At 72.0% G+C, this 12984-nt stretch carries 11 protein-coding genes and 1 pseudogene; 9 read left to right on the forward strand and 3 right to left on the reverse strand.

Annotated features, from left to right (window positions below; genetic code table 11):
- The first annotated feature begins 35 nt into the window (after window positions 1–35).
- Together O7543_RS27160 and O7543_RS27165 are read left to right on the forward strand one after the other, a co-directional pair.
- Complete coding sequence (locus O7543_RS27160; RefSeq protein ID WP_281551259.1) at window positions 36–395, forward strand: hypothetical protein; 360 nt, start codon at window positions 36–38, stop codon at window positions 393–395.
- A 142-nt stretch (window positions 396–537) separates the two neighbouring features.
- Window positions 538–1533: an ATP-dependent DNA ligase gene (locus O7543_RS27165; protein ID WP_281551258.1), complete on the forward strand. Its 996-nt coding sequence runs from the start codon at window positions 538–540 to the stop codon at window positions 1531–1533.
- A 38-nt stretch (window positions 1534–1571) separates the two neighbouring features.
- Here the strand turns inward: O7543_RS27165 and O7543_RS27170 are convergent, their stop codons facing one another.
- From O7543_RS27170 to eccB, 3 genes and pseudogenes are all read right to left on the reverse strand, one after another.
- Complete coding sequence (locus O7543_RS27170; protein ID WP_281551257.1) at window positions 1572–2402, reverse strand: siderophore-interacting protein; 831 nt, start codon at window positions 2400–2402, stop codon at window positions 1572–1574.
- 186 nt (window positions 2403–2588) lie between these two features.
- Window positions 2589–3314: a type VII secretion protein EccB gene (locus tag O7543_RS27175; RefSeq protein ID WP_348650049.1), complete on the reverse strand. Its 726-nt coding sequence runs from the start codon at window positions 3312–3314 to the stop codon at window positions 2589–2591.
- A gap of 85 nt (window positions 3315–3399) precedes the next feature.
- A pseudogene (eccB, locus tag O7543_RS27180) lies at window positions 3400–4290 on the reverse strand (type VII secretion protein EccB); the annotation flags it as partial.
- A 326-nt stretch (window positions 4291–4616) separates the two neighbouring features.
- Here eccB and O7543_RS27185 point away from each other — a divergent pair.
- The 7 genes from O7543_RS27185 to O7543_RS27215 are packed head-to-tail and all read left to right on the forward strand — an operon-like array spanning window position 4617 to window position 12983.
- On the forward strand, window positions 4617–5501 hold the full coding sequence (locus O7543_RS27185; RefSeq protein WP_281551255.1) for a glycosyltransferase family 2 protein: 885 nt from the start codon (window positions 4617–4619) through the stop codon (window positions 5499–5501).
- Window positions 5498–6757: a hypothetical protein gene (locus O7543_RS27190; RefSeq protein WP_281551254.1), complete on the forward strand. Its 1260-nt coding sequence runs from the start codon at window positions 5498–5500 to the stop codon at window positions 6755–6757. The genes O7543_RS27185 and O7543_RS27190 overlap by 4 nt, the downstream gene beginning before the upstream one ends.
- Entirely contained in the window at window positions 6750–7655 is a 906-nt protein-coding gene (locus O7543_RS27195; RefSeq protein ID WP_281551253.1) for a glycosyltransferase family 2 protein, read from the forward strand. Before O7543_RS27190 ends, O7543_RS27195 begins: the two co-directional genes overlap by 8 nt.
- A gap of 1 nt (window position 7656) precedes the next feature.
- Window positions 7657–8790, forward strand: a complete 1134-nt coding sequence (locus tag O7543_RS27200; protein ID WP_281551252.1) for a glycosyltransferase — start codon at window positions 7657–7659, stop codon at window positions 8788–8790.
- A complete protein-coding gene (locus tag O7543_RS27205) occupies window positions 8790–10175 on the forward strand; it encodes an O-antigen ligase family protein (protein ID WP_281551251.1) in 1386 nt (461 codons plus the stop codon). The genes O7543_RS27200 and O7543_RS27205 overlap by 1 nt, the downstream gene beginning before the upstream one ends.
- A gap of 58 nt (window positions 10176–10233) precedes the next feature.
- On the forward strand, window positions 10234–11706 hold the full coding sequence (locus tag O7543_RS27210) for a polysaccharide biosynthesis tyrosine autokinase (RefSeq protein ID WP_281551250.1): 1473 nt from the start codon (window positions 10234–10236) through the stop codon (window positions 11704–11706).
- Between the two features lie 5 nt (window positions 11707–11711).
- A complete protein-coding gene (locus O7543_RS27215) occupies window positions 11712–12983 on the forward strand; it encodes a DUF1800 domain-containing protein (protein WP_281551249.1) in 1272 nt (423 codons plus the stop codon).
- Window position 12984 lies beyond the last annotated feature (1 nt).

The following is a 12984-nucleotide window of genomic DNA, read 5'->3' on the forward strand; positions in this document are numbered from 1 at the left end:
GCGGTACGCCACGCCCGAACAACTGGAGACTGTCCGTGCGGATCATCGTCATCATCTGCACAGCCGTGCTCATCATGGAGTTCGTCCTGCACGGCCTCGCCATGTACATCGGTATGGAGGCAGGTATCCAGCCGTTGCAGAACCACTTCGGGTTCCGCCCCAGCCGGGCGTTGACCCTGCTGATCGCGGTCCTCGACACTCTGGCCGCCGCCGGCCTGGTGATCGGCATCTGGCGGCCGGGGATCGGCGCCATCGCCGCCGGCTACACAGTGGCCTTCTTCGGCATGATGCTGATCCTGCGCTTCTACCGTAACCTCGGCGGCATCCTGCCGCCCGACTTCCCGCTCTTCTTCGCCCTCGGCGTGGTCGTCCTGGTACTGCAGCTGATGCGTTGACGCCCGCAGCGGACGCGAGTCGGAGCCGGTGGGCGAAGCGGCCCCAGCGGGCGAGGTTGGCGCGGCGGCCAACCGCACCGGCCGGGCCGGCCGGTACCCGCACAATATTCCCGACTGGTGATCGGCGTGGAACGATGGGCGGATGCCACGAGGTGCGAAGGCGGGTGAGGAGCGGGCCGGGGTGCCGTTGACCAACCTCGATCAGCCGCTGTTCGACGGCGCCGGTGCGACAAAGCGCGACCTCGTCGACTATCTCGACGCGGTGCACGACCGGATCGTCCCCGCGCTGCGCGACCGGCCGCTGTCGGTGGTCCGGGTCCGACCCGGCCAGCCACCGTTCATGCAGAAAAACCTGCCCGGGTACGCACCGGACTGGATTGCCACCGCCGAGGTGTGGGCGGACCGTTCCCGGCGGATGCTGACCTACGGTCTGTGTAACGACCGGCGGACTCTGCTCTGGTTCGCCAATCAGCGGTCGGTCGAGTTCCATCCGACTTTGACGACAGCCGGCGAACGGGCGTACCCGACGCACCTGATCCTCGACCTCGACCCGCCGCCGGGCGGCGCGTTCCGGTTGGCGGCGCAGGCGGCCCTGCTGGTCCGCGAGGTGCTGACCTCGTGCGGCATGGCCGGGGCGGTGAAGACCAGCGGCGCCAAGGGTGCGCACGTGTTCGTGCCGCTGGCGGGTGACGCCGACCATGCCGACGTCGCCGCGGCGACCCGGGCGATCGCGACCCGAGCCGAACGCCTGGACCCGGCGCTGGCGACGACGGCTTTCATCCTCGAGCAGCGGGACGGCAAGGTCTTCCTCGACTCGACCCGGGCCGGCGGCGCGACCGTGGTCGCCCCGTACAGCCCACGGCTGCGGCCGGGTCTGCCGGTCTCTTTCCCACTGACCTGGGAGGCGCTGGAGGCGGCGGTGCCGACCGACTACACCATCGGTACGGTGCCGTCCCTGCTCGGCGACGGCGATCCGTGGGCGACGCTGATGCCGCTGCCGCAGCGCCTCGATCCCGGCCTGGTCGAGCAGGGGCACGGCATCCCGATCGCGCGGGTGGTCGCGATGCACGAAGGCAAGCGCCGCGCCGCCGAACGCCGTAGACGCGAGGCCCGGGAGCCCGACGGCGGGCCGGGCTGACCCTGTCCGGGTACGACGGCCCTGTCCGGGTACGACGGTCAGTCGATCCGGCCGACCGGCTCGCGCTTTTCAGCCTGGAACACGTCCTCGGTGCGGCCGCGGGCCCAGTAGCCGGATATCGAGATCGCCTCGCGGGGGACGCCTCGTGCCTGGAGCACCTTGCGGACGGCCTTGATCGACTCTCGCTCGCCGTGCGCGAAGACCTGCACGGCGCCGGGAGAGTCCTTGGCAGGCGGCCAGGGCCAGTCCTCCATCGCGCGGGCGAGGAACACGGTGTCACCGTCGTCGGCGTTGACCAGCCAGTTCACCGTCACCTGGGCGGGGTGTTCGAGGTCGATGATGTCGGCCGGATCGGTGATCTCGAGGTGCGCGACGCCGCGCGCGTGCTCCGGCAGTGCCTGCAGGGACGCGGCGATCGCTGGCAACGCGGACAGGTCCCCGGCGAACACGTGCCAGCCGACTTCCGGGTCGGGCGCGTACGCACCGCCGGGACCCGACATCACCAGCCGGTCGCCGGGCGTGGCCTTGGCCGCCCACACCGCCGCCACCCCGGCGTCGCCGTGGGTCACGAAGTCGATCGCCAGCCGCCGGGTGGCCTGGTCGAACCAGCGGACCGTGTAGGTACGGGTCACCGGCCGTTGCCGGGCCGGCAGGGTGGTTCGCAGCGCGGCGAGGTCGTAGGGCGGCTCCAGCCCGAGCGTGGGGTCGACGAACAGCAGCTTCACGTACGCGTCGGTGTGGCCGACGTAGCTGAATTCGGCCAGCGACGGCCCGGCGAGAACCACCCGCACCAGGTGCGGCGTCAGCCACTCGGTGGACTCGACCGTGAGTACGTACTGATTCGGTGCCTGCCGCCGGGTCGTCGCCATCGCATGTTCCTCCGCTTCGCTGCTCCTTCTTAGGTTAGGCGAGCCTACTTCGCGGCGTACTGCGTAGCGACGGAGGCCGGTGCGGCGTGACCCCCCGGGCGACTTCGTCGTGTACCGGCTCCGAGATGGCTTGCTAACCGTGCCGCAACAGCCTGACCGAGGCCGGGGTCTTTCGGAACCCGCCGGTTACCGCGGGCGGGTACGCCGCAGAAAGGGCTCCTCGGTGCCAGCCAACGCGTCGCCGGGCGTTTCACTATGTGCTGACCGTGCTGACACTGTCGGTCGCGCTGCTGCGGGGGCGGCGGAGGTCCCGGCGCTCTGCGGTGGCTCCCGGGCCGCCGCGCGGCGGGACGAGCTAGAAGAACCCGGCCCACCCGGCAAGCTGCTCGACTGAGCGCCCCCGGTGTCAGTCGGCGGGGGCCGCCGAGGCGGGGCGGGTGGCCGCGACGGGTCGAGCGTCGGTCCGGTGGGTATCCGCGAGACCAGCGTGGTCGGCACATCGGTCGCCTGGGTCGCCGAGTAGCCGAGCTGCCCGAGGACGGTCGCGTTGGGCACCGGGAACTTGATGCCGAGGTCAGTGACGACGTAGTACGGGCCGGTATCGGCGGTCGGCGCGCCGAAAACCCGCACGACGGCGACCCGGCCCGGCGGCACCAGCACATAGTCGGCGAGGATCACACCGTCGCGGGTGACCGAGTCGGTCGGTACGGCCTCGTCGAGGCCGGCCACCGTACCGCCGACAGAGGTGATCGTCGGTACGGTGCGTGCGTCGCTGGTGACCGCGCACAGCGTGTCGCCGGTTGCCGGTCGGATCAGCGCGGGCGGCGTCGCGGGCGGCGACGCGGGCGGCGCGCTGTCTCCGGCCGCTGGCCGCACCTGGCTGCTGGTCGGTGCCGCCGTAGCCTGGGACACAGGTATCTCGACCGGCCACGGTGAACTCGGCGCGCAGGATTCTCCGTTGCAGCTCGGTGATCGGCGCGAGCCCGTCGTCGAGGACGAGGTAGTACTGCGGCCCCGAACCGGTCTGCGCGACCAGCACCTCGCCGATCGCCCAGCCGTCCACTTCGCTGGACGGCTGGTTGCGGCCGCTGAACGCGACCCGTTCGATGGCGTTGCCGGCGGGTAGCGCGTCGAGCCACGCCGGGCCGACCGGTGCGGCGTTGACCTCTCCGAAGAGGGCGGGTACGACGTTGCGGGCGTCGCGGATCAGGAACCGGCGGCCGTGCCAGACGAGGTGCGTCGCGTCCTGCCGGGAGTCGCGGACCAGCACGCCCTCCTCCGCCAGCGACCGCCCGCCGACCGGTGCCCGGGACACGACCAGAGAGACGGTCTCGACGGTTCGGCCGGTGTCATCCCCGCTGGGCGCCGAGCAGATCGTCCAAGGTAGGCCAATGTGCTTACTGGCCGGTGCCAGAGAGTAGGGCGCGCCCGGAATACCGATCGTGACGCCGCGGGGCGTGCTGGCCAGCGAGTTGCCAGGCACCCGGAACACGGGCGCGTCGGGGCGGCCGGAGGCCAGCACCGCCGACGCGTAGTTGAGCGTCGGGTGCAGTTTGCCTTGACGGTAGATGAAGCTGGCGCCGGTCTCCTTCTCGATCACGACCGCGCCGTCGGCCTGCCACCTGTCGCTGCCGGCCTTGGTCACGATGCCGTAGATGCCGAACCCGGCGGCTACCAGGATGGCGATCATCAGGCCGCCGAAGATTGCGCCGACACCGCGGCGCAGCGGGGACTGCTGCGGGTCGGTCTCGCGCATCACGTAGGCAGATATGACCCGTTGAGTGAGGAACTGGTACGAGTGGAGTTGGTCGCGTCGCGTGGCCATGTCTGGGTCACCCCCCGTCGGGGCGGGCGCCGGCACGCGAACCAGGCCGCGTAGGTCGATCATCTCCGGGCTGTCCGATGCCGTCGCTCGCGTCGATCGTCACGGAGCCGGCCTCACCGGCCGCGACCTCCAGGGCATCGCGGATGCTCGGGTAGGCCCCCGAACGCTGTGGCTGCCGCGCTCATCACCGCGCAGACGCCAGTCGTGCCCGACGAATGCGATTGCTCCAATCTAGGGAGTCGGGCTTGGCAAAGCCGGCATGATCCAGTTGGATTGGTCGACCTGGTCCAGGAAGGAAATGGTTCCGAGGCTACTTGACAGGTTGATCGGGAGCCTGTTTCGTACTCGTGTCCTGGGCGTGTGGCGGGCTATGGTGCGGTGGGGGCACGGTGAGCGGTCTGCTCGGCATCTCGATCGTCAACTACCGTAGTGCGGGTGACACCGGCTGCCTCATCCGTTCCATCGTGACCGGACGAGCCACCGGTCCGCAGGCCACCGGTCCGCGCATCGCGATCGCCATCGTCGACAACAGCGACCAGGCCGCCGAACTGTCAGAGATCGCCGGGTCCGCCGAGCGTGCCGGCGTGACGGTCCGGGTGATCGCCGGGCACGGCAACGTCGGGTACGCCGCCGGCAACAACCTCGCCGCCACCTGGCTCCTGGCCGAGGGCGCTGACGTCATATGGGTGCTCAACCCGGACACTCGGATCGCGGGCGGCGTGCTCGCCTCGGCCCTCGATGTGCTGCACGCCGGCGACCGCGCGATCGGCGCGACGGCCAGCGTCGCACCGGGCGGCGGGCCGGACCTCGGCATGGTCGACCTGTGGACCGGCCAGAGCGGACGACCGCCCGCCGGCGGGGTGCCAGGGTCGAGCAAACTGGTCTACGCGGCCGGCCACTCGCTGCTCGTCACCCGCCGCGCGTGGCAGGATCTGGGCGGGTTCTCCGAGGACTTCTTTCTGTTCTACGAGGAGGCTGACATAGCGCTACGTGCGGCCCGGTTGGGCATCCCGACCACAGCGGTCCCGGACCTGGCCGTCGAGCACACCGGCGGGGTGGCGACCGGGGCGACGGCGGACATGGCGGCCAAGTCGACCACGACGTACTTTCACGCCAGCCGCAGCTGCATGATCTTCTTCCGCAAGCACTATCGGCACCGGGTGCCGTTCGCCGCCGCGGCCCGGCTCGGCTACGCCGCGAAGGCGCTGCTCGCCCGCCGCCCCGACGCGGCGACCGCCGTCATCCGGGGCACCGTCGCCGGGTTGCGGGCTTGACGAGCCGAGGGCTGAGCCCGGGCCGGTCCGGGCCGGGCCGGTTCAGGCCGGCGGCGTACGCGATCCGGCGCGCGGTCGGCAGCGCGACGGTGATGTACGTGGCCGCGCTGGCCATGTCCGGGTTCGCCATCCTGCTCAGCGTCGCGCTGCCGCCGGCAGAGCGCGGCCTGCTGGTCGCTACGACGACGAGCGCGACCGTCGGCGTCGCAGTCGGCGGGCTGTCACTGGAGACGTTCATGCTCGCTCAGGGCAGCGACTGGCTACGGGAGCGGTCCGGGCGGCGCAGCCTCGCCGTCTACGCTGCCACGGTGCCGCTGTCGGCCACGCTGGGCTGGGTCTTCGCCTGGTACGCGGAGGCGGCGTCACCGGCACTCGCGGCGACCGGGGCGGCGTGCGTCGCGGCCGGCACCATGCCCGCGGCGGCGGGCCTGACCCTCGGGCGGTTCGTCGCCGTCTACCGCCAGCGCGCGCTGTTCGCCGCCACCGCGCCCGTGCTCTACCTCGTGCTCATCCTCGCCTCGGTCGACGACGCGACGGTCTGGCTGCTGGCCTGGCTGGGCTGCCAGGCGGTGATGGCCGTCGCGATGTGGGCGGCGCACGGGGCACCGTTGGGCGCGATGGCGCGGCGCGCCTCGGCGGAGCCCGAACGCCTCGCCCGGCTGGGCCTGACCCACACCGGCGCGGTGGCACAGATCTTCACGTACCGCTTCGACCAACTCGCGCTGGCCCGCTACCAGGGCGCGGACGCACTGGCGATCTACTCCCTGGCGGTAGCGGCGATCGAGTTCTCCCAGGCCGGCGCAGTCGTCGCAGCCCAGCGTACGCTGCGCGACCACGAGGAAGGCTCGGCCGATCGGCTGCGCGGGGTGCTGCGTCGGGCTGTCTACCTGGCGGTCGGCATGGGAGTGCTGGTGCTCGTCGGGCTGGCCGGTATCGGGGTGCTGACCAGCGGGTACGCGGCGGCGGTGCTGCTCGGTGCGCTGCTGGTGCCGCGCAGCGTCGCGGTGTCGGTCGGTAAGGTCCTCAGCGCGCGCCTGGTCAACCTCGGCGGCGAGCGCACCACCGCCGTGATCGCGCTCGGCACCGCGCTGGCCGCAGTGGTCGGCTATCCTCTCGTCGCCGCGCCGTACGGGGCGTGGGGCGTCGCCGCGCTGTCGGTGGCCCTGTTCGCCGCGCACAGCACGGCGCTGGGCCTCGCCGTCCGGTCCGGGGCCGGTCATCGGGTGGCGGGGGACAGGGACAGCGGGCGTGAATAGCGACGGAACCCGCGTCGTCGCGGTGGTGCTCAACTGGAACTGCGCGGACGACACGATCCGCTGCGTCCGGGCGGTCGCCGCCGGCAGCGCCGTGCCGGAGGTGGTCGTCGTCGACAACGGCTCCACCGACGACTCCATCGACAAGCTGCGTACGCTCGGTGATGCGGTGACGCTGGTGCGGCTCGACGCCAACCTCGGCTACGCCGGCGGGATGAACGCCGGTATCCGGGTCGCGCACGACCGCGACGCGGCCTTCGTCTGGCTGCTGAACGCGGACTGCGTACCCCGGCCGGACACGCTGCCGGCGCTGATGTCGCATGCGGACCGGTACGCGGTATCCACATCGGTCCAGACGACGTCCGCGCGACCCGACGCCCCCGACCCGGAGCCGTACGTCGTCGCCGCGACGCTGCCGGGCGGTCGGGTGCGGCCGGTCCACTGCGCCGGGTGCGAGGTCGGTGCGCACGATGTGGACGTGGTGACCGGCGCGGCCATCCTCCTCGGCGTCGGTTGGGCCGTCCGGGTCGGCCTGTTCGACGAGCGGTTCTTCCACTACAAGGAGGAGTTCGACCTGGTACGGCGGATCGCCACGGCGGGTGGCCGGATCGGCCTGGTCTGCGCCTCGCAGGTGTGGCACCGGCGGGGCGGCAGCCTGGCCGGTTCGAGTCCTCGCGCGCAGTACTACCATCACCGCAACGAGATCCTCTACGTACGCAAGCACTACCCCCGTCCGCTGCGGCGGATCCTGATCGGGGAGCCGGTCCACTACAAGAACCTGGCCAGGTCGGTGCTCCGCCTCGTCGCCGGAGGCCGCAAGGACCGGCGCCGGGCGCTCGCCGTTCTTGCCGGCTACTGGGACGGGCTGCGTGGAGTGCACGGCCCGACGGAGAGGTTCTAGCGTGCACGCCCTGTTCGTCAGCCACTCCGCCGATCTCATGGGCGCGGAGCGTTCGTTGCTCGCCCTGGTCGGCGAGGCGGTACGGGCGCGCGGGCACCAGGTCACCGTCACGCTACCCGGGGACGGGCCGCTGCGCGCGCAGCTCGCTGCGGCCGGCGCCGACGTGGTCGTGCTGCCGACCCGGTTGTGGATGGGCCGGCGGTACGGCCCTGCGGTCGGCGCGGTCCGACTGTTCCAAGCACTCGCGTCGGTTCCCCGATACCGGCGTCTGCTGCACCGAACGCGGCCGGACGTCGTGGTCACCAACTCGGCGGTGGTACCAGCCGGGGCGATCGCCGCGCGGATGGCCCGGCTGCCGCACGTCTGGGTGGTGCGGGAGAGCCTGCTCAGCAACCCGAGCCTGCGGTCCGTGCTGCCCCGGGCCGCGATCGTCCAGCTCATCGCGCGCCTCTCGGACGGCGTCGTGGCGGTTTCCGCGTACGCCGCCAGCCAGGTGACCAGCGCCGTACCGATGGCGCGGACGAAGCTGCGGGTGATCCCGCCGCCGGTCGAATCCGGTGTCCCCGGGCCGGGTGCGGACCGTCCGGTCGCACTGGAGCGGCTGCTGCTGCTGGGCCGGCACAGCGCCGAGAAGGGCCAGGCCGACGCGGTGCAGGCGCTGGCGATCTGCGCGCGCCAGGGCCGCGCGTTCACCCTCACCCTGGCCGGGGTCGGCGACGGTGAAGCGCGGCGGGGCCTCGTCGACCTGGCCCGCCGGTACGGCGTCGAGGCGCAGCTCGAGACCGTCGCGTGGACGGACGACCCGGCCGCGTTGTACGCGCGGGCGGACGCGACGCTGATGCTGTCCCGCAACGAGGCCTACGGCCGGGTGACGTTCGAGTCGCTCCGCTGCGGCACACCGGTGATCGGCTACCGGGCGGGCGCCACGACAGAGATCCTCGCCGGTGGTGGCGGACTGCTGGTGGATGCCGACGCCGGTGCGCTCGCCTCGGCGTTGCTGGATCTGGCCGCCGACCGGGAGGCGTTCGGGCGGCTCACGGCCGAGGCGTCACGGCGCGGGCAGGAGCTCGCCACCGAACCGTCCCCGGCCGCACGCTTCGTCGCGTACCTCGAAGAGTTGGGCGCGGTCAGCTGATGTCGCACCTGCCCACGCTGCGTGGCGCGTCCCGTCCGGCGGACCCGGCCGTGGCGGTCGTCGCCGGGGCGGCTGCCGTGGCGGTCGGGGTGGTGGCGGCCTGGCAGCCGTTCGCGCTCGCCGCCGTGGCCGTCGTCGGCGTGCTCGCCTGGGGGCTGTGGACCCCGGATCGGCTCAACTACACGCTGTTCGCGGTCCTGTTGCTCGTCCCGGTCACCGCCGATCCCGGATACCCCGTCGATCCGGTATGGATAGTGTTGCTGGCGGCGACGGCGATCGCCGCACTCGGCCGGATTCAGCGCTTCCAGCCGTACGCGCCGCTGCCGTCCGGCGGGATGGTGGGATTCGTGGTCCCGGCGGCCTGCGTGCTCACCGGCCTGGTGTGGTGGACCGGCCCGAAGGACATTGTGATCGCCGTCGCGCCGCTGACCTGCTATGCGCTGGTCGGCTGGCATGTCGTGGCCGAGGCGCGGGCCGGTGCGCCGGTGGTCCGCCTGGCGCGGGCGTTCGCCTGGGTCGCCGTACCCGTCACGCTGCTGGCCGTCTACCAGCGGATGTCCGGCACCTGGCCGGTTCTCGACCAGCTGGCCATCAGCAACGCGTTCACGGCACAGGCGGGAGCCGGCAGGTCGGCCGGCACTATGGGACATCCGATCGTCTACGGCACGTACGGCATGCTGGCGATGTGCGTGGCCGTCGGCCTGCGCGGCCGGCTCTGGCAGGTGCCGTTCGCCGCAGGCGCGGTCGGCCTGCTGCTGTCCGGGTCGCGCAGCGCGTGGATCGGTACGGCCTGCGCGCTCGGCATCTGGTACCTGGCCCAGCCGCGCAAGCTCACCCGGCGCGGGGTCGGTCTGGTCGCGGCGTCCGCCGCCGCCGGCACCGTGCTGGTGGCCGTCGGTCCCAAGCCGGTGCGGGACCTGACGGACCTCGTCCGGGCCCGCCTGACCAACGTCGGCGGGTCGAGTTCGGCGACGGCGCGCTACCGCCGTACGGAAGAGGCCTGGTCCGGCATCATGGACGGTGCCGGCAGTGCGCTGTTCGGCCTGGGCCCGGAGGCGCACGTGCGGTTCTTCCAGCAGATCGGCATCTCCGACGGGCAGGCACAGGCGTTCGACAACAGTTACCTCACCCTCTGGTACGACTTCGGCGTGCTCGCGCTGCTGGTGTTCGTGTCCATCCTGGCGGTCGTGCTGGTCAAGCTCAGGTCGCTGACGGCACGGATGCTCATCGTCGGGTTCGCCGTACAGATCTGGTTCTTCGACTTCTACCTGTGGCCGGCCGCCGCAGGGGTGCTGCTGCTCGCCGTCGGCATCGGCGCCGCCGAGTCGCTGCGACCCGTCGACTGTAGGCTCCCCGACCCGGCGTTGACGGCCTTGCGACGATGAGCGGAGCGGACCTGCTGCTAACATTGCGCCGCTATTCCGGCGGGGTGTGAGGTTCAGCGTGAAGCTTTCCGGGCGGTTCGCCCCGGCTCGGCTGCTCAGTCGGCCTGCCTCCGACGGGCCGGGCGATGTCGCGCCATCCGTACCCCAGCAGCGGCACCAGCAGTGGCAGCAGCTCACCCTCGAGCGCCAGCTGCGAGCCGTGTGGTCGCAGCGGTGGCTGGTGCTGGCGCTGGTGCTGCTTGGCGGCGCGGGCGCGGGTCTCGCGTCCGCCCAGCAGGAACCCATGTACCGGGCGGACGCCCAACTGTTCTTCGCGCCGAACTTCACCACCCGCGACATCGGCCAACTCAACGAGGGCGGCAACTACATCCTGCAGCGGGTGCGCTCGTATGCCGAGGTGGGCAACAGCCCCGAGGTGGCCGAAGCCGTCGTCCGGCGGCTCGGACTGCCGTACCAGCCCTCGGAGTTGACGCAGCGGGTCACGGTGACCGGCGCGGCCGGCACGGCGGTGCTCACCGTCGAGGTCCGTGACCCGGATCCGGTACGCGCCCGCGACATCGCCGACGCGATCGCGGCGGAGTTTCCCGCATACGTCGCGCGCCTGGAGAAGCCGACCGGCATCGACGAGTCACCGGTCAAGGTCTCGGTGACCCGGCCGGCGACGACGCCCTCGGCCCCGGCCACACCGCAGGTCACCGCCGACACCGGGCTCGGCGCCGCCGGGGGCCTTGCGATCGGGGTCCTCGTCGCGGTGGTCCGCTACGCGCGCGACCGCACCGTACGAGACGAGAGCCACGCGGCCGAGGTCGCCGGCACCGTCCTGCTCGGTGCCGTCGCGGCCGGCGGGGGGAGGCCGCCGCTGGCGACCGGCGACGACACGGAGCCGCGCGTCGAGGCGTACCGGCAGATCCGCGCCAACCTGCGGCTGCGCGCGGCCGGGAGCCGGTTCGCCAGCCTCACGGTCACCGGCCCGGTGCCGGGGGAAGAAAGAACGGCTACTGCGGCGAACATCGCCATCGCGTTCGCCCGGGCCGGCGAGCCGGTCGTGCTGATCGACGCGGACGTACGGCATCCCGGCGTGCACCGGCTCTTCGACGTGCCGAACACAGTCGGCCTGACCAGCGTGCTGCGCGGCGAGGTCGCGGCCGAGCAGGCCACACACCGGCTCCCGGACCTGCCGTTGTACGTCCTGCCGGCCGGTCCGGTCGGGCCTGGGCCGAGCGAGCAACTGCTGGCCTCGGATGCGCTGGCCCCGGCGCTGGAGTCGTTGCGGCTCGGCGGCCGGTTCGTCGTGGTCGACGCGCCATCGCTACTGTCCGATGCGGAGACGCTGCTGCTGGCGGGCGCGACCGACGCGACGCTGCTGGTGGCCCGGGTCAGCTTCACCCGCGCTGATCAGCTGGCCGTCGCCACCGACGTGCTGCGTGCCCTACCTGTCAACCTGGTGGGCCTGGTGGCGACGCGGCGCGGGGCGGCGACGCGGCGCGGGCGCTCGGCGGTACCCGGTCGCCGGCACAGTCGCGTACGTTAATCCACATGAGCGATAGCGTCGCACTGCTCCTGCGACGTGTGGGGTTCGGTCCGACCTCGTCCGAGTTGGCCGCCGCGTCGAAGGCCGGATACGGGGCCACCGTGGCGCGCCTGATGGACCCCGGAGAGCAGGACCGGGGTGCAGCGGCGGCGCCGATGCCGGAGCTTGGCCCCGACGCGTTCGACGATCTGCCCGACCCGGGCGCCGAGCGGCGCGCCGCCGCGGAGGCGCTCCGCCGCCAGCAGACCGACACGATCATCCGGTGGTGGCTCGACCGGCTGACCGTCGCCGACCACCAGACCACCGAGAAGCTGCTGTTCTTCTGGCACGGGCACTGGGCGACCTCAATACGGAAGGTCGGAAGTCCGCAGTTCATGCTGGCACAGCACCAAAAGATACGGAGCTCGCCGACGTTCACCACAATGGCCCGCAAACTGGTCACCGACCCGGCGCTGGTCTACTGGCTCGACGGGCACACGAACACCAGACGGGCGCCGAACGAGAATTTTGCCCGAGAGCTGATGGAACTGTTCATGCTCGGCATCGGCCAGTACGGCGAACGCGACGTCAAGGCGGCCGGCCGGGCACTGACCGGCTGGAAGACCGACCTCAGCGTGCCGGCGACGGCGATCTTCGTACCCGAGGACCACGACGCCGGTCCCAAAACCATTCTCGGCGCCACCACGAAGTTCGACGCGCTCTCGCTGGTGGACCACCTCGCCGCCCGGCCGGCCTGCCCCCGGTTCATCGCGGACCGGCTGTGGTTCCGGTACGCGTCCTCCACCGAGCCGATCCCGGAGTCCACCCGGGGGAAGATGGTCGCGGCGTTCCCGGTGGGCATCTCGATGCTGCGCGCCCTGGTCGAGGACGAGCAGTTCCGCTCGGGGCGCTTCCGGATGGTGAAGCAGCCGATGGAGTGGCTGGTCGGAGCAATGCGGCAGCTCGGCATCCGCCCGGCGCGGCTCTCCGGCGAGGCCTTCCACACGGTCGTCAGTGGGCTCAAGGGTCTCGGGCAGGTGCCGTTCGCGCCGCCGAGTGTGGCCGGCTGGCCGAGCGGGACAGCCTGGCTGACCTCCTCGGCAGCCCAGGTAAGGCTGGGCCTGGCCGGCGTACTCGCCGAGTCGGCCGGCGGCCCGTGGATCACGGTGGAGCGGTTGGCCGACGTACTCGTCGTTCCGACCTGGACCAACCGTACGTACGCGGCGTTGAAACAGGCGACGACACCGCGGGAGCTGATCACGCTCGGCCTGGCCAGCCCGGAATACCTGGTGAACTAGC

It is taken from the genome of Solwaraspora sp. WMMA2080, assembly GCF_027497395.1.
In the GTDB taxonomy this organism is placed as follows: domain Bacteria; phylum Actinomycetota; class Actinomycetes; order Mycobacteriales; family Micromonosporaceae; genus Micromonospora_E.